27 protein-coding genes are annotated in these 24,949 nt (G+C 66.1%); 12 read left to right on the top strand and 15 right to left on the bottom strand.

The genetic code is table 11. The annotated features are described in order from the left end of the window. Window positions 1–39: 39 nt before the first annotated feature. Window positions 40–369: a hypothetical protein gene (locus tag U1700_RS05895; RefSeq protein WP_332750964.1), complete on the bottom strand. Its 330-nt coding sequence runs from the start codon at window positions 367–369 to the stop codon at window positions 40–42. Window positions 370–526: 157 nt separating this feature from the next. On the opposite strand from U1700_RS05895, the gene rpmB reads away from it, so the two are divergent. Next, window positions 527–820, top strand: a complete 294-nt coding sequence (gene rpmB, locus U1700_RS05890; protein ID WP_332750962.1) for a 50S ribosomal protein L28 — start codon at window positions 527–529, stop codon at window positions 818–820. A gap of 15 nt (window positions 821–835) precedes the next feature. Here rpmB and U1700_RS05885 read toward each other — a convergent pair whose 3' ends face one another. From U1700_RS05885 to U1700_RS05870, 4 genes are all read right to left on the bottom strand, one after another. Beyond that, window positions 836–1,852: an esterase-like activity of phytase family protein gene (locus U1700_RS05885; RefSeq protein WP_332750960.1), complete on the bottom strand. Its 1,017-nt coding sequence runs from the start codon at window positions 1,850–1,852 to the stop codon at window positions 836–838. A 140-nt stretch (window positions 1,853–1,992) separates the two neighbouring features. Further along, entirely contained in the window at window positions 1,993–3,813 is a 1,821-nt protein-coding gene (gene cobT, locus U1700_RS05880; RefSeq protein WP_332750958.1) for a cobaltochelatase subunit CobT, read from the bottom strand. After that, window positions 3,810–4,814, bottom strand: a complete 1,005-nt coding sequence (gene cobS, locus U1700_RS05875) for a cobaltochelatase subunit CobS (protein WP_332750956.1) — start codon at window positions 4,812–4,814, stop codon at window positions 3,810–3,812. Before cobS ends, cobT begins: the two co-directional genes overlap by 4 nt. A gap of 32 nt (window positions 4,815–4,846) precedes the next feature. After that, a complete protein-coding gene (locus tag U1700_RS05870; RefSeq protein ID WP_332750954.1) occupies window positions 4,847–5,509 on the bottom strand; it encodes a winged helix-turn-helix transcriptional regulator in 663 nt (220 codons plus the stop codon). 125 nt (window positions 5,510–5,634) lie between these two features. Between U1700_RS05870 and U1700_RS05865 the strand changes: the two genes are divergently transcribed. Genes U1700_RS05865 through U1700_RS05840 form a run of 6 tightly spaced genes read left to right on the top strand, consistent with a single transcriptional unit; the run spans window position 5,635 to window position 8,635 of the window. Beyond that, window positions 5,635–5,865: a DUF4287 domain-containing protein gene (locus U1700_RS05865; protein ID WP_332750952.1), complete on the top strand. Its 231-nt coding sequence runs from the start codon at window positions 5,635–5,637 to the stop codon at window positions 5,863–5,865. After that, window positions 5,862–6,230, top strand: a complete 369-nt coding sequence (locus tag U1700_RS05860; RefSeq protein WP_443025885.1) for a DUF1428 domain-containing protein — start codon at window positions 5,862–5,864, stop codon at window positions 6,228–6,230. The genes U1700_RS05865 and U1700_RS05860 overlap by 4 nt, the downstream gene beginning before the upstream one ends. Then, on the top strand, window positions 6,227–7,021 hold the full coding sequence (locus U1700_RS05855; protein ID WP_332750951.1) for a VOC family protein: 795 nt from the start codon (window positions 6,227–6,229) through the stop codon (window positions 7,019–7,021). The genes U1700_RS05860 and U1700_RS05855 overlap by 4 nt, the downstream gene beginning before the upstream one ends. A gap of 11 nt (window positions 7,022–7,032) precedes the next feature. Further along, complete coding sequence (locus U1700_RS05850; protein ID WP_332750949.1) at window positions 7,033–7,524, top strand: VOC family protein; 492 nt, start codon at window positions 7,033–7,035, stop codon at window positions 7,522–7,524. Further along, window positions 7,521–7,979, top strand: a complete 459-nt coding sequence (locus U1700_RS05845; protein WP_332750947.1) for an SRPBCC domain-containing protein — start codon at window positions 7,521–7,523, stop codon at window positions 7,977–7,979. The genes U1700_RS05850 and U1700_RS05845 overlap by 4 nt, the downstream gene beginning before the upstream one ends. Continuing rightward, entirely contained in the window at window positions 7,979–8,635 is a 657-nt protein-coding gene (locus U1700_RS05840) for a glutathione S-transferase family protein (RefSeq protein ID WP_332750945.1), read from the top strand. The genes U1700_RS05845 and U1700_RS05840 overlap by 1 nt, the downstream gene beginning before the upstream one ends. Here the strand turns inward: U1700_RS05840 and U1700_RS05835 are convergent. The 4 genes from U1700_RS05835 to U1700_RS05820 all read right to left on the bottom strand — a co-directional run bounded on the left by U1700_RS05835 (window position 8,632) and on the right by U1700_RS05820 (window position 12,973). Next, the gene (locus tag U1700_RS05835; protein WP_332750944.1) at window positions 8,632–9,489 is read right to left on the bottom strand and encodes a MipA/OmpV family protein; all 858 of its coding nucleotides are present in this window, start codon (window positions 9,487–9,489) and stop codon (window positions 8,632–8,634) included. The genes U1700_RS05840 and U1700_RS05835 overlap by 4 nt on opposite strands. A gap of 165 nt (window positions 9,490–9,654) precedes the next feature. Continuing rightward, window positions 9,655–9,993, bottom strand: a complete 339-nt coding sequence (gene fdxA / locus U1700_RS05830; protein ID WP_332750943.1) for a ferredoxin FdxA — start codon at window positions 9,991–9,993, stop codon at window positions 9,655–9,657. Between the two features lie 203 nt (window positions 9,994–10,196). Further along, a complete protein-coding gene (locus U1700_RS05825; protein ID WP_332750941.1) occupies window positions 10,197–10,460 on the bottom strand; it encodes an RNA-binding S4 domain-containing protein in 264 nt (87 codons plus the stop codon). Window positions 10,461–10,462: 2 nt separating this feature from the next. Beyond that, window positions 10,463–12,973 carry a helicase-related protein gene (locus U1700_RS05820; RefSeq protein ID WP_332750939.1) on the bottom strand — a complete coding sequence of 837 codons (2,511 nt, stop codon included), beginning with the start codon at window positions 12,971–12,973 and terminating at the stop codon, window positions 10,463–10,465. A gap of 224 nt (window positions 12,974–13,197) precedes the next feature. On the opposite strand from U1700_RS05820, the gene U1700_RS05815 reads away from it, so the two are divergent. Next, window positions 13,198–14,529, top strand: a complete 1,332-nt coding sequence (locus U1700_RS05815) for a M23 family metallopeptidase (protein WP_332750937.1) — start codon at window positions 13,198–13,200, stop codon at window positions 14,527–14,529. An 18-nt stretch (window positions 14,530–14,547) separates the two neighbouring features. Here the strand turns inward: U1700_RS05815 and U1700_RS05810 are convergent, their stop codons facing one another. From U1700_RS05810 to U1700_RS05785, 6 genes are all read right to left on the bottom strand, one after another. Next, window positions 14,548–14,790: a DUF6894 family protein gene (locus U1700_RS05810; RefSeq protein WP_332750936.1), complete on the bottom strand. Its 243-nt coding sequence runs from the start codon at window positions 14,788–14,790 to the stop codon at window positions 14,548–14,550. Window positions 14,791–14,873: 83 nt separating this feature from the next. Next, window positions 14,874–16,565, bottom strand: coding sequence for an ATP-binding protein (locus tag U1700_RS05805; protein WP_332750935.1), 1,692 nt, complete (start codon window positions 16,563–16,565; stop codon window positions 14,874–14,876). 69 nt (window positions 16,566–16,634) lie between these two features. After that, window positions 16,635–17,396: a TIGR02186 family protein gene (locus tag U1700_RS05800; RefSeq protein ID WP_332750934.1), complete on the bottom strand. Its 762-nt coding sequence runs from the start codon at window positions 17,394–17,396 to the stop codon at window positions 16,635–16,637. A gap of 29 nt (window positions 17,397–17,425) precedes the next feature. Then, window positions 17,426–18,334, bottom strand: coding sequence for a sulfite exporter TauE/SafE family protein (locus U1700_RS05795; RefSeq protein WP_332750933.1), 909 nt, complete (start codon window positions 18,332–18,334; stop codon window positions 17,426–17,428). A 51-nt stretch (window positions 18,335–18,385) separates the two neighbouring features. Then, the gene (locus tag U1700_RS05790; RefSeq protein WP_332750931.1) at window positions 18,386–19,561 is read right to left on the bottom strand and encodes a hypothetical protein; all 1,176 of its coding nucleotides are present in this window, start codon (window positions 19,559–19,561) and stop codon (window positions 18,386–18,388) included. After that, the gene (locus U1700_RS05785) at window positions 19,558–20,907 is read right to left on the bottom strand and encodes a glycosyl transferase family protein (protein ID WP_332750930.1); all 1,350 of its coding nucleotides are present in this window, start codon (window positions 20,905–20,907) and stop codon (window positions 19,558–19,560) included. The genes U1700_RS05790 and U1700_RS05785 overlap by 4 nt, the downstream gene beginning before the upstream one ends. A gap of 181 nt (window positions 20,908–21,088) precedes the next feature. On the opposite strand from U1700_RS05785, the gene U1700_RS05780 reads away from it, so the two are divergent. The 4 genes from U1700_RS05780 to U1700_RS05765 are packed head-to-tail and all read left to right on the top strand — an operon-like array spanning window position 21,089 to window position 24,945. Then, window positions 21,089–21,568 (top strand): hypothetical protein, encoded by a 480-nt coding sequence (locus U1700_RS05780; protein WP_332750928.1) that lies wholly within the window; start codon window positions 21,089–21,091, stop codon window positions 21,566–21,568. A 35-nt stretch (window positions 21,569–21,603) separates the two neighbouring features. Further along, window positions 21,604–22,815, top strand: coding sequence for a 23S rRNA (adenine(2503)-C(2))-methyltransferase RlmN (rlmN, locus tag U1700_RS05775; protein ID WP_332750926.1), 1,212 nt, complete (start codon window positions 21,604–21,606; stop codon window positions 22,813–22,815). Then, the gene (locus U1700_RS05770; protein WP_332750924.1) at window positions 22,812–23,657 is read left to right on the top strand and encodes an oxygenase MpaB family protein; all 846 of its coding nucleotides are present in this window, start codon (window positions 22,812–22,814) and stop codon (window positions 23,655–23,657) included. Before rlmN ends, U1700_RS05770 begins: the two co-directional genes overlap by 4 nt. 55 nt (window positions 23,658–23,712) lie before the next feature. Continuing rightward, window positions 23,713–24,945 (top strand): cyclopropane-fatty-acyl-phospholipid synthase family protein, encoded by a 1,233-nt coding sequence (locus U1700_RS05765; RefSeq protein WP_332750923.1) that lies wholly within the window; start codon window positions 23,713–23,715, stop codon window positions 24,943–24,945. Window positions 24,946–24,949: the final 4 nt, after the last annotated feature.

The following is a 24,949-nucleotide window of genomic DNA, read 5'->3' as shown; positions in this document are numbered from 1 at the left end:
GACCTAGCCGATCGCGCGGCCAGCGTCACTTGGCCGCATTCACTTGACGGGAGCAGCCCCGTTAGCGGCGGCGGAAGTGGCTTGAGCCGCCTTCTGCGCATCGCTCCCCGGACGATTGACCTGCACCGATGGCAGCGGCAGCGCCACCTTGGGCAGCGTCACTTCGCGCTGCTGAGTGCCGACCGCGACCGATCCGGTCTCGACCTCGAACGACGGCGCCCGCCCGCCATGCGCCGTCACCGCGCCATTGCCGACCGACAGGCCTGGCACCTGCGCGCTCTGGGTCTGGTTGAGGTGGAGAAAGCCACTCGAAAAGGCGATAATCGCCCCGACGACGATGACGATCAGCAGCAAAATAATGGCGCGCATGACAAATTGGTCCTTCCCGGTTAGGTCGTCAACGCGACTCGACGCCGCTGGTTGCGTTGCTCGGGTTCACTCTAGTCGCGGTTGACGCTTAACGCTCCTCCCGCTATCGGGCCGGTCTTTCCGGGCGCTTGTCGTCCGCTCAACTCAGGAATTTATCATGTCGCGCGTTTGCGAGCTGACCGGCAAGGGCCGTCAGGTGGGTAACAATGTTTCTCACGCCAACAACAAGACCAAGCGGACCTTCCTGCCCAACCTGCAGAATGTCACGCTGATCAGCGATTCGCTTTCCAAAAGCGTCAAGCTTCGCGTTTCGACCCACGGGCTTCGCTCGGTCGAGCATGTCGGCGGCCTCGACAATTGGCTGACCAAGACCCGCGCCGAGAAGCTCAGCCCGCGCGCTGCCAAGCTAAAGCGCGAGCTCAAGAAGAAGGCCGGCGAAGCCGCCGCCTAAGCTTCTGCTAAAAGGCTATCCGACGGCCCGTTCTCCACCCGGAGAGCGGGCCGTTGGCGTTAAATCGGCGCCCGTCCACCTCCCTGGGGGCACATCGAGTGCGACCAGCATCGTCTTCATCGGCGGCTGGAAATTATCGTCGGTGATCAGCCACAGCCGGGTGCCGCCATCGCCCCGCCGCTCAACCGCAATCCCCTCGAAATTGGCGAACATGCCGAAAAGAAGCGGCATCCGCCGCTCGACCCGCCAGCCGTCGGCTCGCTTGACCAGAGCGCCGAGCGACGTCCGAAACCCGGTCGGACCGATGTCGCGCAGCAGCAGCAGCACCTCGCCATCGGGCAGCCGTACCATGTCCGAAATCTTGTTTCCGACGCCCGTTAGCGGCTCGCTCCGCGCCTGCCCGTTCGCCACGGTCACCACTTCATGCGCCAGCTCGGGGACCAGCATCAGCCGATCGCCCGTTCCGGTCATCATCGCCTCGATACCCAGATTCTCGGGCCAGCGATCCTCGCCGAAATCGATCGTGCGAAGCGTGCGCGTGAAGCCGGGGTCGAACAGCCGCAGTTGGTTGCGGGTTTCGAAACCCACCCACCAGCCGCGCCCCGCCGCATCGCGGACCAGCGATTCGCTGTCACGATTCATTTTGAAGCGCGGCGAGCCCGGACCCCCGGGGAGTTCGGACATTCGAACGATCGCCGGGCCAGCACTCAGGCTCGCAAAGCGCGCCAGCACGCCGCTGTCGCTAAGTGCGAGCAACTCGCCATGATCGATCGCCAGCGCCGAGAGCCCACCAAAGCGCGGGTCATCCGCCGTCAGCCGCCACGCCCCCGCGATTCGCAGGGGCGATGCCGCGTCGGCGGCGATCGCGATCCGCTCGAAATGAATCGGGACGCTTGCCGGCGGCAAGGGGAAGCGATTGGGATCGCCTCGCCACTCCGCCGCCAGCGCCAGCACCAGCGCGACGATTGCCGCGCACCCCACCGCCACCGCAAAGCTGAACCGCGACTGCATGCGGCGTTCAGCTTGGTTCAACCCGTCCTCAGGCATAACTCTTTCCATCGACGCGATTTTCCCCCTTTTTCGAGTCGATCTGTAGCCTGCGTATCGGCAAAAAATTCCTCGTGTCGCGTATTGAGGGAGGGTCGGCCCGGAAACGGGTCGGCCCAACTCGCTCAGCGCAACTCGAACAATCCCGCCAGCTGCTCGACCAGCGCCCCGCCCAATTGCTCGGCGTCCATGATCGTCACCGCGCGCTTGTAGTAACGCGTGACGTCATGGCCGATACCGATCGCCGCCAGCTCGACACTCGACCGCTGCTCGATCCACCCGATTACGGTCCGCAAATGCGCGTCGAGGTACGACCCGCTATTGGCCGAAGCCGTCGAATCGTCGACCGGCGCCCCATCCGAAATCACCATCAATATGCGCCGCTCCTCGCGACGCGCCATCAACCGGTTATGCGCCCACAGTAGCGCCTCGCCGTCGATATTCTCCTTCAGCAGCCCCTCGCGCATCATCAGCCCAAGGTTGCCGCGCGCATGGCGATAGGGCTCGTCGGCGCGCTTGTAGAGGATATGGCGAAGGTCGTTGAGCCGCCCCGGCGTCGCGGGTCGCCCTTCCGCCAGCCACGCCTCGCGGCTCTGACCGCCTTTCCACGCACGGGTGGTGAAGCCGAGGATCTCGGTCGCCACCCCGCACCGCTCGAGTGTCCGCGCCAAAATATCCGCGCTCATCGCCGCGATCGAGATCGGTCGTCCGCGCATTGATCCGCTATTGTCGATCAACAGGCTGACCACCGTGTCGCGAAACTCGGTCTCGCGCTCGATCTTGTAGCTGAGCGCATGCCCCGGCTGGACGATTACCCGCGCCAGCCGTGCGGCATCGAGCAGCCCTTCCTCTTGGTCGAAGTCCCAGCTGCGCGCCTGCTGCGCCATCAGCCGCCGCTGCAACCGGTTGGCCAGCCGCGTTACCACCCCCTGGAATGCCGCCATCTGCAGGTCGAGCGTCGCCCGCAATCGCGCCAGCTCGTCGGCATCGCACAGGTCGGCGGCGGCGATCTGCTCGTCGAACCGCTCGGTATAGGCATGATAGTCGGTCGACGGCGCTTCGTCCCAATTGCGCCGGCCGGGGCGCGGCTGGGCCTGCTCGTCGCCGTCCTCGCCGCTGCTCGATTCGTCGCCATCATCGTCATGGTCGGAACCGTCGTCCTGATCGCTCTCGGCGCTGTCCTCTTCGGCGCGCATCTCGACATCGCCGCCCGATGACGCCCCCTCGTCTCCCGCGTCATCGGGCTCGTCGGCGCCATCGTCATCGCCCGGATCCTCGTCGCCGCCCTCGTCGGGCTGGTCCTCAGTGGGCTCCTCGGGCTCGGCGAGTTCGAGATCCTCGAGCAACCGCCGCGCCAGGGTTGCAAAATTGGCCTGGTCGTCGATCGTCAGCGCCAGCGCATCGAGCTCGGCGCCCCCGCGCTCCTCGATCCACGGCGCAATCATCGCCAGCCCCGTTCGCGCCGCCTCAGGCGGCTGCGTACCCGTCAGCCGCTGCCGCGCGAGCAGCCCGATCGCGGTCGCCAGCGGTACTTCCTCGGCGGTTCGTGCCCGCGTGATCGCGTCTCCCCGCACCCGCGCGATGGCCAGCTCGGCCAGATTGCCTTCGACCCCGGCCATCGCCCGGCTGCCCAGCGCCTCGACCCGCGCGCCTTCCAGTGCATCGAACACGTCGCGCGCGTCACCCGCCGGCGGCGCTCGCCGCGCATGAAGCGCCGCATCCGAATAGCGCAGCCTTAGCGCCATCGCGTCGGCCGCCCCACGCGCCTCGGCAACCATTCGCGGGTCGAGCCCGGGTCCCGGCGATGGCACCCGCGCGACCTTGCCCAATGCCGCGCTCGACGACTCGCTGCCGAACGTCACCTCCGCCTCGACGTCGCGCGCGATCGCCCGCGCCGCGCCCGACAGGACCCGGCGGAATTTATCGAGGGAGTCGGGCTCGCTCACGCCTTGCCGACGACGCTCTCGGGAAGGTCCTTGCCGAACACGCGCTGGTAATATTCGGCGATCAGCGGGCGCTCGCTTTCGTCGCACTTGTTGAGGAAGCTCAACCGGAAGGCGAAGCCGACGTCGCCGAAGATCATCGCATTCTGCGCCCAGCTGATCACCGTTCGCGGGCTCATCACGGTCGAAATGTCGCCATTGATGAAGCCCTGCCGTGACAGGTCGGCGACCTTTACCATCTTGACCACCGCCGCCTTGCCGTCGGGATTGTCATATTCGCCCGATTTGGCGAGCACGATCTGCGCCTCGGTCGCGGCGGGCAGGTAATTCAGCGTCGCGACGATGTTCCAGCGGTCCATCTGGCCCTGGTTGATCGCCTGCGTGCCATGATAAAGCCCGGTCGTGTCGCCCAGCCCGATGGTATTGGTCGTCGCGAACAGCCGGAACCAGGGGTTGGGCCGGATCACGCGGTTCTGGTCGAGCAGGGTCAGCTTGCCTTCGACTTCCAGCACGCGCTGGATCACGAACATCACGTCGGGGCGCCCCGCGTCATATTCGTCGAACACCAGCGCGACGGGATGCTGCAATGCCCATGGCAACAGCCCCTCGCGGAACTCGGTGACCTGCTGACCGTCCTTAAGCACGATCGCGTCGCGCCCGACCAGATCGATCCGGCTGATATGCGCATCGAGATTGATCCGCACTGTCGGCCAGTTGAGCCGGGCTGCGACCTGTTCGATATGGGTCGACTTGCCGGTGCCGTGATAGCCCTGGACCATCACCCGCCGGTTGCGCGCAAAGCCGGCGCAGATCGCCAGCGTCGTATCGGGATCGAACACATAGGCGGGGTCGAGGTCGGGAACCCGTTCGTCGGGCTCGCTGAACGCGGGCACTTCCATGTCGCTGTCGACGCCGAATGCGTCGCGCACCTTCACCATCTTGTCGGGGGTAGCGAGAATCGTGTCCGAACGGCTGTCGGGGGCGATGTTGGGGAGGTCGGTCATAATGTCGGCTTTAGGCGGATGGCGCGCGCCCCTCAACCACCTGCGCCGACTTTCGGGGGCAGCACGAACAGGGTGGTGAATTTTTCGGCAAGCCCGCGGTCGCCCGAGACCCCGATCAGGTCGATCGGCTGGCCGCCATAGACCACGGCGGCGAGCGCGGCGGGCGGGCCCGAGAAGACCACACCGCACTGGCCGATATCGCCCCGCGCGACCTTGATCACCCCTTTCTTGATCCGCGCGACATAATCGTCGGCGCCAAAGCGGAAGCCGATCCGCGCATCGACCCCCTTGGCGCGCTTCGCCGAGATCATCGTGCGGAAGGACAGCAGAATCGATACCCCGCTGATCGGCAGGGTCGGGTCATGCCCCGGAGATCTTGCTGCCCACCGCCCGAGCGCCTGGACGATCGGCTCAGCCTCGATCCCCCATGCCGTTGCTTCATAAACCTGAACCGACGCCGGCGGGGCAAGCTTGCGGCGACGGACCAGCCCGCGTTGCTCGAGTTCGGCCAGCCGCTGGGTCAGGACATTGGCGCTGATCCCGGGAAGGTCAACGCGAAGCTCGGAAAAGCGCCGCGGCCCGAGCATCAGCTCGCGCAGGACCAGCAGCGTCCAGCGCTCGCCAATCAATTCCAGCGCGTGAGCCGTGCCGCAGGCATCATCATAGCGCCGCTTGTCGTCCCTCGCGCGTGGCATGTCGGTCAAAGTGGTTATGTTTTCTAACTTCACAGTTGTTATATATGACCTAATCGGATATCTAACAAGCATAATCGAGTCGCAGGAGAGCTTTCGAAAACGCTCCCCTTACCGCGGAGGCCCCGATGTCGTTCCAGTCCTACCTTGACAATATCCAGGCCAAAACCGGCCAGTCCCCGGCCGACTTCCGCCGCCACGCCGAACAGCGTGGCTTCGCGACCGACGCCGGGCTGGCCCCGGGAATCAAGGCTGGCCCCATCGTCGACTGGCTCAAGAAGGATTATGATCTGGGTCATGGTCACGCGATGGCGATCGTCGCCCTGCTCAAGGGCAGCAAGAAGGAAGGAGACGCATGATGGCCTATATCGACGGTTTCGTGACCCCGGTCCGCGAGGATCGCAAGGACAAATACCTCGCCCACGCTCGCGCCATGACCCCGTTGATGCGCGAGTTCGGCATCACGCGAATGGTCGAATGCTGGGGCGACGATCTCATGCGTGGGCAGCAGACCGACTTCTACCGCTCGGTCGCGGCGCAGGACGGCGAGACCGTCGTCCTGTCGTGGATCATATGGCCCGACAAGGCCGCGCGTGATGCGGGCTGGGCGCAGATGATGGCGGATCCGCGCATGAAGGACATGGGCGAACCGCCCTTCGACGGCAAGCGCATGATCTATTCGGGTTTCCAGCCGATCTTTGACAGCATGGGCGAAATGGCATGACCAATTCCCACGGTAACTTCATCTGGTACGAACTGCTCACCCCCGACCCGGATGCCGCAAAGCGATTTTACGACGCGGTCGTCGGCTGGGACATCGAGCCCGCCCCGAGCGGCGACATGGACTATCGCATGATTACCATCCCCAAGGCAGGCAACGTCGGCGGAGTGATGCGCCTATCGCCCGAGATGGCGAAGATCGGCGCCCGCCCCATTTGGCTCGGCTATCTCGGCGTCAATGACGTCGACGCGATGGTCGCATCGGTCGAGCATGTCGGTGGGAAGACGCTGATGCCGGCCCACGACCTGCCCGGCGTCGGCCGCTTCGCGATGATCGTCGATCCGCAAGGCGCGCCTCTTTATATCATGGCCCCGACCCCGCCCCCCGGGCAGGAAGATGCCGCAAGCAACGCCTTCTCGGTCGACCAGCCGATGCATGTCCGCTGGAACGAGCTAGCGACCTCGGATCCCGATGCCGCGATCCACTTCTACCAGCGTCACTTCGGCTGGCACCAGCAGGGCGACATGGATATGGGCCCGATGGGCAAATACCGCTTCCTCCAGCACGGCGGAGTCGGCATCGGCGCGGTGATGGCCAAGCCGCCCCAGATGCCCGCGAGCATGTGGAGTTACTACATCGGCGTCGACGACATTGATCGTGCGGCGAAAGCCGTGACCGACGGCGGCGGGACCATCGTCCACGGCCCGGTCGAAATTCCCGGCGGCGAATATTCGCTCAACGCTATCGATCCGCAACGGGCAATGTTCGGCCTCGTCGGCCCGCGCCGCGCGTGAAGGAGGCACAGATGACCAACAACAAGATGACGACATGCCTGTGGTTCGACGGTGCTGCCGAGGAGGCCGCCAATTTCTATGCCGCGACCTTCCCCGACAGCCGCGTCGGCAATGTCAATCGCGCCCCGCTGGATTATCCCGCGGGCAAGGCCGGCGACGTCCTGACGGTCGAGTTCACCTTGCTGGGTCGCTCATTCATCGGCCTCAACGGCGGCCCCATGTTCAAGCCCAACGAATCGGTCAGCTTCATGGTGCTGACCGACGACCAGGCCGAAACCGACCGATACTGGAATGCGGTCGTCGGCAATGGCGGCGCCGAAAGCGCTTGCGGGTGGTGCAGGGACCGCTGGGGATATTCTTGGCAGGTCACCCCCCGGCGCCTGCTCGAACTGACCACCTCGGCCAATAACGCCGACGCGAAGCGGGCGTTCGCGGCGATGATGACGATGAAAAAGATCGACATCGCCGCGCTCGAGGTCGCGGTCGCGGCAGCCGACGCATGAGCGCGCCGTTCGAACTGTCGGTCGAGCGCCACATCGCCGCCCCGCCGCCCCGCGTGTGGCAAATCATGACCGAGCGGATCACCGAATGGTGGTGCCCAAAGCCGTGGACGACCCAGATCCGCCGCCTCGAATGGCGCCCCGGCGGCCCCGCCGAAATGACCATGCGTGGCCCGAACGCGGGCGAGGTCAGCGAAATTGACGGCGTCGTACTCGAGGTCGTGCCCGGGCGCCGCTTCGTCTTCACTAACGCGCTCACCGCCCACTGGATGCCGCAAACGCCGACCATGGCCATGGTCGGGGTGTTTGAACTGACCCCCGACGGCGACGGCACCCGCTATCGCGCCACCGCCCGCCACTGGACCGTCGAAGCGATGGAACAGCACAGCGCAATGGGCTTCACCGACGGCTGGACCGCCGTCGCCCACCAGCTCGCCGCACTGGCGGAGGCAAGCTGATGGGACTGGAACTGTTCGCCCACCCATTCTCCTCCTACTGCATGAAGGTGCTGATCGCGCTGTGGGCCGACGACACGCATTTCACTTATCGAGCGCTCGATGAGCAGCATCCCGAAAACATGGTCGAGCTCAGGCGCCACTGGCCGTTCGGGCAATTCCCCCTGCTCCTCGACGACGGTGTCGTGGTGGCCGAGTCGACACCGATCATCGAACACCTCCAATCACTCTACCCCGGCCCCAACCGCTGGATCCCCGATGGCGAGACGGGGCGGCGTGTTCGCTTCCTCGATCGTTTTTTCGATCAATATGTCATGAACCAGATGACGGTCCCGGTGTTTAACGCGATGCGCCCCGACGATCAGCGCGACCCGTTCGCCGTGACCCGGGCGCGCGAACGCCTGCTCACTGCCTATGACTGGCTCGAAGCCAATCTCGGCGAGGGCCCATGGGCGGTCGGTGATGCGTTCACCCTGGCCGACTGCGCCGCTGCACCCTCGCTCTTCTATGCCGATTGGGTCGAGGAAATTGGTCCGGCCCGGCCACGGTTGGCGGCGTATCGCGCGCGCCTGCTGGCCCATCCCCAGATGGCGCGGGCAATCGAGGAAGCCCGGCCCTATCGCGCCTATTTTCCGCTCGGCGCGCCAGATCGCGATTAAAAGCTATAGCCCAGCCCGAGGGCACCGAGCCATTGCCCGGCCTTGCCGCGCTGCGCCACCAGCGGCGATCGCTTGAAATCGCCCTGCAGCCGCGAGTAGCCGAGCGTCCCACCGAGCGACAGCCCCTTGAGCAAATTACCGCTGAGCGACTGGACCGCAAGCAGATTGACCTTCCAGTCCTTGAGCCCGCCCTTCGGCGCGAATGCCGGCAGCCCGCTCAGCGCCGCATCCGCCGGGGTCACCCCAAAATAATAGCCTGCATAGCGGGTCGAAACAAAGTCGAGCCCGGCCGACAGCCCGACATAGGTGCTCCGCGAAAGTGGCGTCGAGAAATCGACCGACGGGCTGACGCTCGTCGAGCGGTGCGCGTGGCCGACGTCATGCATCACCGCGACCTTGGCGCCGAGCGAGTCATAGGGATTGGTGAGACCATGGATCGACCCGCCGACGAACCCGCCAAGCTCGATTGCCTTCTTGCGCCGGGGCAACAACGCGACCAGCGGATCCTTGATCTTGCCCGTGCGGTTCAGCCCGAGCGCGACAATCGGCCCCGCGCTGAACGAGAATTTCTCCTTCGATCGGGGGATCAAATTGAACTCGATCGCCGGCCCGCGGGTTGTAAAGCTGATCCCGCTGACCCGGCCCCGGATCACCGCCGCCGGGGTCAGCCGATAATGGCTCGACCCGGTATAGTCGGGCACGTAAGCCCCGCCGACCCCGATGGTGAGCTGGTCGCTGCTGTCGTTGGGATCGGGCAGCGTACTCGCTGCAGCGGGGGCCGCATCGCTACTCTGGGCAAGCGCCGGCACGGCGGCACTCGCCAGCGCGACGGTGATAAACGCAAGACGCAACATTGGATTTCCCTGTTCGATGACGTGCATCAAGGGACGCGCGCGCGACGCGATAGTTCCGCTGGCGCAATCACTTGCGTCACCCCGGGCTGGACCCGGGGCGCTTTCTTCTGGCACGGAAGTTCAGGTCCGGGTCAAGCCCGGGATGACGATCATGACGAGGTTAGATCAATCCCCCTGGCCGGGCTCGGCCGAGAAATATTCCTCAAACTTGCCCTCTTTGCCTTTGAACTCGTCGGCATCCGCCGGGCTTTCGCGCTTGCGGGTGATGTTGGGCCATTCGGCCGAATAGGTCGTGTTGAGCTCGAGCCACTTCTCCTGCCCGCTTTCGGTATCGGGCAGGATCGCCTCGGCCGGGCACTCGGGCTCGCACACGCCGCAGTCGATGCATTCATTGGGATTGATGACGAGCATATTGTCGCCTTCATAGAAACAGTCGACCGGGCAAACCTCGACACAGTCCATATATTTGCAGCGGATGCAGGCGTCGGTGACGACGTAGGTCATGGGTCGAAAGCTCCCTCACGTGGTGGGGGTAGCGCTAAGGAGCGAGGGCGGCGGCGTCAACGGGGTGGGGGCATAGGTTGGCCTGGCAAATGCGTGCTGAGCCCTCGGCGACGCCAGTTATCGTTTGCAGGCTTTGACCCAATCGCTATCTCTAACAACCTTTAAACGGGGTTCATCCTCTTAGGCATAGCTTGACGCCTGAGTCAGACACTCAGCTCTTGCGAAATCTCCTGATAAGCACACCTCACCTCGCTTGCCGGCCCGCGCCGTTCAGGCAACGCCATCACCCGAAACACCCGCACCCGGTCGTGGAGGGGAAGCGCGATGACGCTTCCGACCCGTACCGCCTCGCTCGGCTTGACCACGCGCTTGCCGTCGACCCGCGTCATCCCCTGCCCGATCACTGCCTGCGCCAGCGTGCGGCTCTTAACCAGCCGAATGCAGTGGAGATAGCGGTCGATCCGCAAGCTCAGCCGCCCCTCGGCTTGAGGCCCGCCAACGCGGCGAAGGCGTTGCCCGGGCGCGGCGGCGCGATTGGAGCGCGGTCCGGGCGCCGCCCCCGCCACCGCCAGTTCTGGCCAGCAGGAACAAACCCAATCTCGGCCATCAGCTTGCGCAACCCCTCGGCGTCGAGCCCGAGCGACACGATCAACGCCGGATCGATCGGCTCGGACTTGCCCGCCGCGCGCGCCGCATGGGCGTGAGTCGCAATCCGGTCGGCGAGGTCGATCCGCAGCCACGTCGCTCCGAACCGCCGATAGGCAAGCATCGCCCCGCGCGGGTCGGCGCTGCCCTGCACCGTGGCCGCCCCCGCCGCAGGCAGCAACGGCATCGCCTGCCCCGACCGAACACTCATCAGCGCCGCGCGCAAATGCTGCGCCCCCGGCTTGAGCAGCCCCGGCACGAACACGTCGAGCGCGCCAAGCCGCACCTTTAACCGCTGCAGCATATGCCGATCGACCTTGTCGAGCGCACCGATCGCCGCGACCAGCAGCTTGCGCGGCATCACGCCGCCGGCATCGGCCAGCATCGCCGCCACCGCGCGCACCCCCGGCGTCACCGACTTGTCCGCCGCCGCCTTGCCCAATGCCTTCAACGGCACCAGCTCGCGCGCCAGCAGCGCCTCAACCCACGCCTCCAGCCGCGCCCGCAATGCCGCGCGCCGCGCCGCACTCAACCGGTCGAGCGCCCGCGCGGTTCGCACTGCGGGCTCCATCAGCGACCGCCCCGGCGCCAGCCGCGCGAGGAGGTGGCCCTCCCACATAATCCCGATCGATCCGCTCGCCACCGTCAATGCGAACACCTCGTCGCCCGCCTCGCACAGCGCCCGCGCCCGCCGGTCGAGCTCATCTCCCAACCGCCGTTCGGCCGCCGCCAGCAGCAACCTCTTGTCCGCCAGCCGCGCCGCCGGATCGACCGTGAAGCTGAACCCCGCCAGATGCCCGATCGGCTCGGGGCCAACACTGACCTCGCCGTCCGCCGCGACCGTCACCGGCAAGGCATCGGCTCCGCGCGCACCGATATCGCGCACCAGCACCGCCGTCCGCCGGTCGACGAACCGCTGGGTCAGGGCGGCGTGAAGCGCGTCGGACAGTCGCCCCTCGACCTGCCGTGTCCGCTCGGCCCACTTCGCCGGCTCCTTCAGCCAGTCGGCGCGCTGCGCAATATAGGCCCAGCTGCGGATCCCCGCGAGCCGGTCGGCAATCGCCTCGATATCTCCCGCGACATTATCCAGCCGCGTGACTTCGGCCGCGAACCATTCGTGCGGGATATGCCCGCCCTCACCGACATAGGAAAAGATTCGGCGCACCATCCGCCCATGGTGCATCGGTCCGACCTTGCGGAAATCGGGCAGCCCGCACGCCGCCCACAATGCCCGCGCCTGTCGCCCGCGCTGCGCCGCCACCGCCGGATCCTCGGCGATCGACTTCAGCACCGTCAGGTCGAGCGCGACCGGGGCCGAGCGCAACAGCGGATCCCCGCTGGGCATCTCCAGGCTGCGGATCAGCGTCCGCACATCGGTGAAATCAAGCTCGGGATTGCGCCAGTAAAGATGCTCGAGTGGCCGAAACCGATGCTCCTCGATCGCCTCTATTTCCGCCTCATCGAACGCCGCCCCCTTCTCCCCGCCAAGCCCCAGCGTCCCGAACGTCCCGTCCTTCTGGTGCCGTCCCGCGCGTCCCGCGATCTGCGCCATTTCGGCGATCGTGAGCCGCCGGTCGCGCTTGCCGTCGAATTTCTCCAGGCCGGCGAAGGCGACATGGGTAACATCCATGTTAAGCCCCATGCCGATGGCGTCGGTCGCCACGAGATAATCAACCTCGCCGCGCTGGAACATCGCCACCTGGGCGTTGCGGGTGGCGGGCGACAGCGACCCCATTACTACCGCCGCCCCGCCCTTGAAGCGGCGCAGCATCTCCGCCAGCCCGTAAACTTGCTCGGCCGAGAAGGCGACGATGGCGGAGCGCGGCGGCAGCCGCGTCAGCTTAGTCGACCCGGCATAGCGCAGCGTCGAAAAGCGCGGCCGCGTGATGATCTCGGCGCTCGGCAACAGTTTGCGCACCAGCGGCTTCAAACTCTCCGACCCCAGGATCAGCGTCTCTTCGCGCCCCCTCGCACGCAGCATCCGGTCGGTGAACACATGCCCGCGCTCGGGATCGATCCCCAGCTGCGCCTCGTCGATCGCGGCAAAGGCGAAGTCGCGTTGTTCGTCTTCCTGGCGCACAGGCATCGATTCGGCCGTGCACAACCAATATCGCGCCTGGGGCGGAACGATCCGCTCCTCCCCGGTCAGCAGTGCGACCGAATTGGCGCCCTTCATCCGCACGACCCGGTCGTAAACCTCGCGCGCCAGCAGCCGCAGCGGAAAGCCGATCACGCCGCTCGAATGCGCGCACATCCGTTCGATGGCGAGATGGGTCTTGCCTGTGTTGGTGGGCCCCAGAATCGCCCGAACAATCCCGTCGTCACGCAACGCCATGATGCGAATGTGGCACGCCCACCGCGAAGTGCAAGCGGGCCATTTGTCTACATCGGCTTAAATCGACATTAACCATATGCGGGCAGGAGGAAGGCTCACTCCGGGAGCGAAGCGTGCTGGCACGAAGCATAGGGCAGGAAGCGGGGGCATATCGCCCGGCTTTCGCTCGCGCAGCGCCGGCCGCAACGCCCAGCTTCGGCGCCCGCAGGAAGAGCTGGCGCGACGTGGAACTCGCCATCGACCTGGCCGAGGATTTCGGATCGCGCCGCTGGTGGCGCGGTTTTGCCACCCTGACTGCGCTGACAGTCGCCACCGCGCTGATGACCCCGCCATTCGTGCCATTGCCCGGCGGCCATCCCGCTGCAGTCAACGAAGCCGAAGAAGCCCAATTTGCCGCCGCCGGGATTGGCACGCTGGTCGAGGGCAGCACGGCCGGCATGGCGATGGCTCCAACCCGCGCGGTCGAGACTCTCTCCGCCGCCCCCGAACGCCCGCGGATCGACCTGTTCGCCCGCCTTGCTCCGCGTGAAAACCTCGCCCGCATGCTCGTCCGCCTCGGCGCCCGGGTCGGCGACGCGGGGCAAGCCCAACTCCTCCTCGGCGAAACCTCGATCGCGCCGGGCACCAGCATCGCCATCACCCTTGGCCGCAACGAGGGCGGGGTCCGTCCGGTAGAGCGCCTGTCCTTCCGCTCGGGGCTCGATGCCGAGGTCATCATCACCGGCTCCCCCGCCGGGCTTCGCCTCGATCGCCAGTCGATCGCGGTCGATGCCACCCCATTGCGCATCCGCGGGCGAGTCGGCGACGGCCTTTACTGGTCGCTCCGCGCTGCCGGGATTGCCCCCGACATCGCCTCCGATTATCTCAAAGCGCTGGGCGGCCAGCTCGACCTCGGCACCGATATTGCCGCCAACGACCGCTTCGACCTGGTCATCGCCAATCGCCGCGCCGCGACGGGCGAAAATGAGCCCGGCGCCCTGCTCTACGCCGGCCTCGACCGCGCCTCGGGCGCTCCGCTCCAGCTCGTCAAATGGACCGTCGGCAGCTCTTCGCTATGGTATGAAGCCTCGGGCGTCGGGCGCCAGGTCAGCGGCATGATCTGGCCCGTCTCCGCGCCGATCACGTCGGGCTTCGGCGAACGCTATCACCCGATTCTCCACTTCATGCGGATGCACAACGGGATTGATTTCGGCGCCCATTTCGGCACCCCGATCGTCGCCGCCGCCGATGGCACGGTCGAGCGCGTCGGCTGGGCTGGCGGCTATGGCGAGCAGGTCCGCCTCGCCCACGCCGGCGGGATCGAGACCAGCTACAGCCACATGAGCCGGATAGTCGTCGCCCCGGGGAGCGTCATCCGCCAGGGCCAGCTGATCGGCTATTCGGGCAACAGCGGCCTGTCGACCGGTCCTCACCTCCATTATGAAGTCATGCGCAGCGGGCAGGCGATCAACCCGATGTCGGTCCGCTTCATTGCCCACGCCACCCTCGACGGCCCGTCCCTCACCGCCTTCAAGGCGCGGCTCGCAAGTCTGCTCGGCGTCGGAGAAAAGGGCTAGGGAAGGCAGACCGAGACGCTAGGCGCGCGTGATCTCGATCGCCTCCTCGAACCGCACCGACGCCAGCACCGCGCCGTCATCGTCTTCGATATCGATCCGCCCGCGCAGGTCCAGTTGACCGCCACGCACTTCGTGGCTGAGGTAACCGCGAATTCCGTCGATCGCCATGGCCCGCGCTTCATCGAGCGACGCAAGCAGATGACCTTCGCGGTCATCGGCATCGACGCGGGTGTTGATCAGGTGAAGATGATAGGTTTCCACACGCAGAAATTATGGCGCTTTTCTGCGCATGTCCTTCGCATAAGTTAAGCCCGGTTTACCGCCCCCGCCGCCAGCTGCGGGTTTTACCTTCCATGCCCGCGCCAGCGCTTGATCGTGCGCTGGATAATCCCTTCCTCGCCCCCGGTTTCGCGCCACAGCGCGGCGAAGCTGGGGTCGCTCGACGCCGGGCGCTTTTCGGGCTCGAGGTCGTCGAACCGCACCCGGATCGGGATGGCCACGCCCTCGCCGCAGACGATGCACTCGCGGTTGCGAAGCGCCGGGATCGCGTCGAGAAACCCGCGCGCGCCTTCGGGCATCGCGGCCCGCACGCACGCCTGATCACGCTCGTTGTTCAGTCGCATGGCGACGATCGTGCCGCACTGCGACAACACGCCTTCGGCCAGATCCGACGGCCGCTGGGTAATCAGGCCGAGCGACACGCCATATTTTCGCCCTTCCTTGGCGATCCGCTCGAGGATCTTGCGTACGGCCTGCCCCTTGGCGGTGTCGTCCTTGGGAACATAGCGATGGGCTTCCTCGCACACGAGCAGGATCGGCCGCTGCGCCTCGGTCCGCGACCAGATGGCATAATCGAACACCATCCGCGCCAGCACCGACACCACCACTGACGTGACTTCGGACGGGATCCCAGACACGTCGACGATCGAGATCGGCCGGCCATGGCTCGGCAGGCGGAACAGCTTCGCCAGAAACGATCCCATCGAATCCGACACCAGCATGCCTGAGAACATGAACGAATAACGCGGATCGGCCTTTAGCTCGTCGAGCTTGGACTTCAGCCGCTGATACGGCAGCGTGTCCCCGGCGCGGTCGAGCTTGCCCATCTCGTTGACCAGGATCGTGTTGAGGTCGGACAACAGATAGGGAATCGGCGAATCGACCGTGATGCGCCCGTAATTTTCAGCCGTCTTGCCCTTTGACCGAGCGCCCAGCAGGCATTTGGCCAGGATGTCGGCATCGCGCTGGCGTTCGCCGCCGTCGGTCGTCAGCAGAACCTCGCAATGCTCCTCAAAGTTGAGCAGCCAGTAGGGGAGCTGGAGGTTGTCGGCGTTGAACAGCTCGCCGCAATCCTTGAACGCAGCGGAATATTCGCCGTGCGGATCGATCATCACAATGTGCCCCTCGGGCGACAATTGTGAGATTCGGTGGAGGATCAACGCGACCGAGGTCGACTTGCCCGTACCGGTCGACCCAAGGATTGCAAAATGCTTCGACAGCATCGGATCGACATACAGCGTGCCGCGAATATCCTCGGTCGGATAGACCGTTCCAATCTCGATATGCGGGCTGTCGTCGGCGGCGAAGATGCCCTGCATGTCATGGGTCGACACCGGGTAAACCTTGTCCCCGGGGATCGGATAGCGCGTGACGCCGCGACGGAAACTGGTCAGCGAACCGTCGGCGGTCTGCTGGCCCTCGCCCAGAAAGTCGACATGCGCGCAGACCGTTCCGGGCTCGTCGCCGGCGCGCAGTGTGCGGACGTTGGCGATCAGCCAGGTTCCGTTGGCCAGCATCTTGATCTGGCTGCCGACCTGGCCCGACATCGCCAGGCTGAGGTCCGCATGGCCCGCCAGCACATGAAGCGCGGCGGCGTCCATCACCACGCTCGACCCTGACCCGGCAATTTCGATCACGCGCCCGATCGCCTCGACCGGACCCGACGGCGCAGCAGCGGCGCGACCGGGCACGCTTTCGCCATCGCCATAGCTCCCGATGTCGTCGAGAAACTGCTTGAGGCTGCTGTTATCGTCCATGGCGCGCGGATCCACTCATTCGTTTACGAACGAACGGGGTAGGCGAGCGCGGTTAAGATAGGGTTAGAGTTACCCCCGCCGCCGGAATGCAGCCGCCGCCGCCCAGCCCAGCCCGAGCGACAGCAGCACTGCCGCCAGTCCATAGAAAAAGGCGTGCCGCCGCGCGACGAGCGCCACGTAGCGCTCGAAGCCCGACTTGCCGATCTTCACGTCGCGGGTCGCCGCCGCCAGCACCCGGCCATCCTCGATCAGGAAGGTCTCGGCGGTGTAGGTCCCGACCGGGACCTGGCTCGGAATGGTGATCACCGCGCGGTACAGCACACCATTATTGACCTCGATCCCGTGCGGATTCTCGGCGTAGAGGCCCTGCCGCGTACGCAGGTCGAGCAGCCCCGCCTCGAAATGACGCTCGCGCCCGGGCAGTGCGCCTCCCCCGGGGGACAGCTGGAGGTTGCGCAGGCCAAGCTCGTAAATCGACGCCGTTCGATCATCGACCAGCTCGCGCAGCGGGCGCGACGAGGCGACCGAGTAAAAGCTCGGCGCCGATCGGAAGCGGCTCTGGTCGGTGTTCATCCAGATCCCCGCGACCTTCTGCTTCTCGCGGATCAGGATCGGCTGGTCGGGGCCGCGCAGCACGACCACGACATCGGCCGGCTTCTCGGGCACCCGCCCGCCGGGGTAAAGCACCGCGCCGAACAGCAAAAGCTGCGCCCCGGTGAAGCTGTAGCGGATCTCGACCTCGCGCGCCGATACGTCGGGGACCAGCTCGGGCTTGGTCGCGGCGCCCAGCAGGGGCAGCGCGACGAGAAGAAGTAAGGGGCCTCGCTTCACACCAGCTCGATTTTTGCTGTCGATCTGCTTCACAGCAGCTCGATCGTGAAAATCTCGTCGGGGCGCCATGCCAGCCCCAGCGCCATGCGCAGGGCGACCAGCAAAATGATCACCGCCAGCGCCAGCCGCAGCAGGTCGGGCTTCATCCGCGTCGCCAGGATCGCGCCATATTGCGCTCCGATCACGCCGCCGATCAACAACAGACCCGCCAGCACGATGTCGACCGCGCCACTGGTCAACGCCTGGATCATCGTCGTCGCCGCGCTCACCGCCAAAATCATGACCAGGCTGGTGCCGATCACCACCCGCGCCGCCATGCCGAGCAAATAGATCATCGCCGGGACCAGGATGAAGCCGCCGCCGACCCCCAGCAGCACCGTCAGCGTGCCCGCGGCAAAGCCGAGCATCGCCGGGGCGAGCGGGGAGATATACAGTCCCGAGGCATAGAAGCGCGTGCGCAGGGGCAGGCTCGCGACCCAGCGGTTGTGGCGCGGAGTGACCTTGGGTTCGGCACGTTTCAGCCAGCCGAGCGCGAACAGCGCGTCCTTGAGCATCAGCACGCCGATCGATCCGAGCAGCACGACGTAGAGAAAGCCGACGACCAGGTCGACTTGCCCCGTCGCCTGAAGGATGGTGAACAGCGCCGCCCCGGCCAGGCTGCCGAACAGCCCGCCGCCGATCATCACCAGCCCCATCTTGAGATCGACCCCGCCGCGTCGCCAGTGGGCCAGCGCCCCCGACACGCTCGCCCCGGTAATCTGGGTCGTCGCCGATGCCACTGCAACGGTCGGCGGGATACCGTAAAAGATCAAAAGCGGTGTCGTCAAAAAGCCTCCACCGACCCCAAACAGACCGGATAGGAGACCGACCAGCGCACCAAGCGCAATAATCAAAAGCGCATTAACCGACTGACCGGCGATGGGGAGGTAGATGTGCATGGCCGGGGGCGACGCTACGGCGCGGGGGCGAAGGTCGCAATGGCGGGAAGGTTAGAAATCCCCCGCGATCGTGACTGCCGGACCTGAACTGGGGAAGGCCGTGCCCCGCAAGCGCTGGCGGTAATCGAGGTGGACTCTGATCCCCTTCTTCATCCTGATGCTCAGCCGCGGACCGGCGTCGAGGCGGTAGAGATGCGGCTGCGCTCCGCCCCACACCCCGAACCCGCCCGAAATGTTGCGCCACAAGGGCCGTGTCAGGGTGAAGGCTCCATCACCGAACAGGTCGTGCGACTTGATTCCGACCACTCCGGCCTGGGCATAGCCGTCAAGCCGGAAGCCCATCGGCATCGGCTGGTCCCACAGCCCGCCCTCGACGAACATCGCAAAGTCATTGCGGCCCCCGGCGCGGCCGAAACGCTGGCGGCGTTCGGCGGTAATCGCGAAGGGCACCGATTGCCGCGGCCGATAGCGCAGCCCCAGCGCCGCTTCGCCGCCCCGCGCGCCGCCAATCGGGCTCGACGCGCGCAGGCTCGCGCCCAGATTAGGTGTCACCCAATAGGTCATTCGCGCCCCAGCCTGGCTTCCCCCGAGCGAACCCCCGCTGGCCGATAGGCTGTTGGGCCCGAGAAGGTCGCCGGGCTTGCCGCGCATCATCGCCCAGCTGCTAAGCTCGAGCTTGCGCGATTTTCGCATCAGCGGCGGCGCACTGGGGTCCTCGAAGGTCGGCGGGTGCGACCCGGGCAGCGCCGCCGAAGCAAGCTGGACTGGCGGCGCCTCGGGCACGGCCGGTTCGCCCGAGAAGGGCAAGCGCCGCGGTTCGGGCATTAGTGTATCGGCGACATCGGACCGTCCCTCCTCGCGAGAGGCCCGCGCCCGCGATTGGCGCAACGACGCAGGATAATAAATGGGCGGCAAATAGATCGGCTGGACGTAGGCCTGCTGGGGATAAGCCCGTGGCGGAGGCCCATATTGGGGATAGGGATTTTGGGGCGGATAGGCATATTGCGGATAGGGCGCACCTGCCCCGGTCGCATAAGGATAGGGCTGGGGAGAACTGCTGACCGGGTCGAGCGGCGCGAACAGGGTCGGCGCGGGGGTTTCCACGGGGTGGGCCGGCACGCTGCTCGCCGCCACCCCGGTTCCGGGTGCAACCCCGGTCAGGCTGACGGCACGCACCCCTGCCCAGGCGAGGACGGCCATGCCGAGGAAGCGGGTCGAAGCGGTCATGCGCCAAGCTCCTTGGGGAAAATATGCTGGGTCTTGTCCCATTTGGGGGGAGCGGCAGGATCGTGCAGCGCCAGCGCGCGGCGCACCGCCAGAATCGCGATCAAATTGGCGACAAACAGCCGCGGGATCGACAGCAACCCCTGCCACAGGCCGTAAGAGGCGGTCGTGAACAGCGCGCGCACCAGCATCCGCCACAGCAGCAGGACAAAGTTGAGCTTGAGCAGCAGCATCAGTTTCGGGCCGATGTTCGCTTCGATCGGGGCGCCGAGCGCCTGCGCCAGCGACAGCTGCGCCCACAGGATCGACGCGCCATAGCCCGCGACCATCAGCAGCGCGGCGAGCGGCCCGCGCCGATCGCGCATCCGCATCCACCGCTCGCCCAGGCCCGCGCCCCAGCCGAGCCGGTCCCAGCCGGCAAAGGCGATTCCCCCGATCCACCGCGCCTTCTGCCGCACCGCCGCATCGAGGGTCGCGGGAAAATGGCTTCGCGAGGCGATCGCGGCACGGTCCCCGGGGGCGGCGGGAATGCGGACGAACATTGTCTTGAGCCCGAGCGCCCCGAGCCGGAGCCCGATCTCATAATCCTCGGTCATGCTGTCGGTTGCGAACGGGCGTCCGCCATGAACCGCGGCGAGCCGCGCCAGCGCGCCCCGCTCGATCGCGCATGCCACCCCGGCAAGCGGGATCGCCGCCCCGACGGCCTCGCGAACGACCAGCTCCTTGCCATGGTTTTCGGCGAACTCGTCGCAATAATGGCCCGCGATCCACGGGCTCGTCGGATCGGGCAGCGGCACGACCGGCAACTGGATCGCCGCCGCTCGCCCGATCAGCGCGGCGAACAGGCCAAGCTCGCTGGCATGGACCACATCCTCGGCGTCATGAAGCACGACCGCGCGCGCCGGGCCACGCCGCCCTTCCTCGGCGATCAGGGCGACATAAAGCGCGTTGAGGCAATCGGCCTTGGTCGTCGGACCGGAATGCGGCACCGCCACCGTGACGACACGCGGATCGGCCACGCTCGAAATCGCCAGCGCGGTCGCCGGATCATTGGGATAATGGCCGACGAACAGCCGATACTCCCCCGCCCCGAAGCGAAGCAGCGTCTCGCGCAGCATCGGCGCGATGACCGCGCTCTCGTCCCAGGCCGGAATGAATACCGCCATCCAACCCGGGCCCGCAGGCGGATCGAGCGTGGTTGCAAAGGCGCGCGGGAAACGCGAATAGACCGCCGCTCCGCGCCACAGCCGCCGCACACCATACAGAAAGTCGACGATCAAATCGTCGACCGCGAACAACGCAAAGCCGACGCCGGCGAACAGCGCAAGCTCTTCGGCGATCGCGACCATGATCGGCGCGAGTGAAGGGACGTCGGCCCCATTTCAGTCAGACGATACCCGGCGCATGACCCCCCATGGGCTGCGATGTGCCGAGCAGCGTAAGACTGCCACATCTGCGACCGTAGGGCAAGCAGGCGGGAACTACGGGGAAAAGGGTGCGCGTCCGCGGCGGATTGGCTAGGGTAAGCCGATGACGATATGGAGAGCTTGTGGAGGCGCGGGTCTCGTCCTGCTGTTGACTGCGGCGGCACCGCGCATTGTCTTTGCCGACGGGGCGTGGGCGGCGTTCGATCGCGGCGGGCGGTGCGAGGCGGTCAGCCGCGCCGCTCGAGTGACCACCGACCGTGCCGAGCAGGCCAGCGTCGCCATCCTGTTCGATCGGGCGTCCCACGCCCGCGGTCAGCTTGCCGTGCGCCTCGGCAAGCCGATGCGCCCCGGAGGTACCGTCATGCTGACGATCCGCGACATCCCCTTCCTGCTCGTCGCGCGGCCGCCCTTCGCGTGGAGCAGCGGCCCTGCGCAGGAAGCCGCGATCATCGCCGCAATTCGCCAGGGCGGGGCGATGCGGGTCGAGGCGGGAGGCGCCGGCGGCCGCTTCGTCGATCGATACGCGCTCGACGGCGCGGCAGGCGCGATCGATGCTGCGGCGGCTTGCGCTGCTCGCACCTAGAAAAATCGCGCGAACATCGCTAGATGGCCTCATCCATGAGCGCCGACACCAACTTGATGCCGATTCCCGGCCAGATCGACCCCGTGCCCGTGGCGCGCCCGACGACGGTCCGCGACGACGGCCGGATCGAGCTGATCGGGCGCCCCCGCGAAGCAATCCGCGCGGCGCTCGAAGACGCCGGGCTCGACCCTCGCGTTGCCAAGCTTCGCGCCAAGCAGATCTTTCACTGGGTCTATAATCGCGGTGTCACCGACTTTGCGCTGATGACCGACATCGCCAAGGCGCAGCAGCCATGGATGGCCGAGCGGTTCGTCATCACCCGCCCCGAAGTGGTTGAGGCGCAGGTCTCGACCGACGGCACGCGCAAGTGGCTGTTGCGCACCCACGACGGCCACGATTACGAGATGGTGTTCATTCCCGACGCCGATCGCGGGACGTTGTGCGTGTCGAGTCAGGTTGGTTGCACGCTCAATTGCCGCTTCTGCCACACCGGCACAATGCGCCTCGTCCGCAACCTCGAACCCGCCGAGATCGTCGGCCAAGTGATGCTTGCCCGTGATGCGCTTGGCGAATGGCCGTCGGCGCCCGAGGGCCGGATGCTGACCAATATCGTCATGATGGGGATGGGAGAGCCGCTCTATAATTTCGACCATGTCCGCGACGCGCTCAAGATCGTGATGGATGGTGACGGGCTTGGCCTGTCGAAGCGCCGGATCACCCTGTCGACCTCAGGAGTGGTGCCGATGATGGCGCGCGCGGGCGAAGAAATCGGGGTAAATCTCGCGGTCTCGCTTCACGCCGTAACCAAGGAAGTGCGCGACGAGATCGTCCCGATCAACCGCAAATATGGCATCGACGAATTGCTCGCCGCCTGCGCCGCGTACCCCGGTGCCAATAATGCGCGGCGAATCACCTTCGAATATGTCATGCTGAAGGACAAGAATGACAGCGACGCCGAGGCGCGCGAGCTGGTCCGCCTGATCCGCCATTACGACCTTCCCGCCAAGGTGAACCTGATCCCGTTCAATCCATGGCCCGGCGCGACCTATGAGTGTTCGACGCCCGAACGGATCAGGAGCTTCTCGAACATTATTTTCCAAGGCGGCATTTCGGCCCCGGTGCGGACCCCGCGCGGCCGCGACATCGACGCTGCCTGCGGTCAGCTCAAGACCGCGTCGGAGAAGAAAAGCCGCGCCGAGCTCGACCGGCTGGCCGACGAAAAACAGGCGGCGCTCGAAGCCGAATGAACCCGGCCGGGCTTGTCCGCAAGGCTCTCGTCCAGCGCGTGCGCGCGCGGTTCAACGATCTCGATCGCGGCGAGCGCCCGGTCGACCGCTCGACGAATGCCCTGTTCGCCCCCGACAGCGTGGCGTGGCGAGTGCATGGCGACGTCACGTCGATGATGGTCGGCGGGATCGCTGCGCTGCTGGTCGAGATGCTTCACCCGCTCGCGCTCGGCGGGGTGTGGGACCATAGCAATGTCGCCGCCGACATGCCCGGCCGCCTGCGCCGCACCGCGCGCTTTATTGCGCTGACCACGTTCGGCGAGCGCAGCGCCGCCACGGCCGCGATCGCCCGAGTCGCTTCGATCCATAAGCAAGTCCAGGGCACGCTTCCCGATGGCCGTGCTTACCGCGCCGACGACCCCGCGTTGCTCGCATGGATCCATGTCGCGGGATCGCTCAGCTTCCTCGACGGCTGGATCCGCTACGGCGAACCCGATCTTAGCCTCGCCGACCAGGACCGTTATTTCGCCGAAGTCGCCCAAATCGCGCGGCTGCTCGGCGCCGATCCTGTCCCTGAAACGCGGGCCCATGCCGAGGCACTCGTCGCCCGCTTCCGGCCAGAACTTGTCGCCGACGATCGCACCGCCGCCTTCCGCCGACTCATCCTCGACGCGCCTGCCCCGTCGCTGGCCGAAGCCCCGCTCCAGCGGCTGCTGATGGCCGCTGCGGTCGACCTTATGCCCGACTGGGCGCGGTCGATGCACTCGCTCCGCGCGCCGCTGCTCATGCGACCCGCCGTTCGGGGCGCGACGCGGGGCATGGCAGGCACGCTGCGCTGGGCGTTCGGCGGCGGGGTTCGCTAGACTTGCGCGCCGCGCGTGTCCTCGGCAAACAGCGCCACGGGGCGGGGAGAGACGAATGTCACTGATCGGGAAATTGCTTGGCACGCTCGTCAAGAAGGGGCGGATGACGCTGATCACCGCCGACGGCAAGCGCGAGAGCTTTGGTCCCGATGCCGACGCCAAGCCGATCACCATTCGCTTCACCGATCGCAAGCTCGCCTTCGAAATCGTCCGCAACCCGCGGCTCGCGTTCGGCGAGGCCTATATGGATGGTCGGCTGATCGTCGAGGAAGGCAGCATCCTTGACCTGCTCGAGCTGATCGTCGGCGCCAATCGCTGGGAGTTTGGCGGCAGGGGTCGCAAACTCATGTCGAAGGGCAGGATGAGCGAAGTCGCCGCACTGTTCCGCCGCAACCCCGCCGCCAAATCGAAGAAAAACGTCGCTCACCACTACGACCTCAGCGACGACCTCTACGACCTCTTCCTCGATCCCGACCGCCAGTACAGCTGCGCCTATTACACCGACCCCGCCAACAGCCTGGAAGAGGCGCAGGCCGACAAGAAGGCGCATATCGCCGCCAAGCTCGACCTGAAGCCCGGACAGCGAGTGCTCGACATCGGCTGCGGCTGGGGCGGGATGGCGCTTTATCTCAACCGCGTCGCCGGGGTCGACGTGCTCGGCATCACTTTGTCGAAGGAACAGCTCAAGGTCGCGCGCGAGCGGGCCGAAGCGGCGGGTGTCGCCGACCATGTGAAGTTTGAACTCATCGACTATCGCAGCCTCACCGGCAGTTTCGACCGGATCGTTTCGGTCGGCATGTTCGAACATGTCGGCGCGGCGCATTACGACGAGTTTTTCGCCACCTGCCATCGGTTGCTCGCGCAGGACGGCGTTATGTTGCTCCACACCATCGGCAAGCTTGGATCGGCCGGGTCGCCCGATCCGTTCACCAACAAATGGATCTTCCCCGGCTATCACTTGCCCTCGCTCAGCCAGATGAATGCCTCGAGCGAAAAGGTCCGCCTCATCGCCAGCGATACCGAGATGCTGCGCGTGCACTATGCCTATACGCTGCGCGCCTGGCTTGAGCGATGCGACGCACGCAGAGCCGATATCGTCGCCATGTATGACGAACGCTTTTACCGGATGTGGGAGTTTTACCTCGCCGGCGGAATCGTGATGTTCGAGAACGGCTCGGCGTGCAATTTCCAAGTGCAGTATATCCGCGACCGCTACGCCCTGCCGATCACTCGCGACTATATGGCAGAAGCGGAAGCGCGCTACCGGGCAAGCGAACTCGCCCGGTAGGCCG

This window comes from Sphingomonas sp. RB1R13, assembly GCF_036663775.1.
In the GTDB taxonomy this organism is placed as follows: domain Bacteria; phylum Pseudomonadota; class Alphaproteobacteria; order Sphingomonadales; family Sphingomonadaceae; genus Sphingomicrobium.
This window is presented reverse-complemented; position numbering and strand designations above follow the sequence as displayed.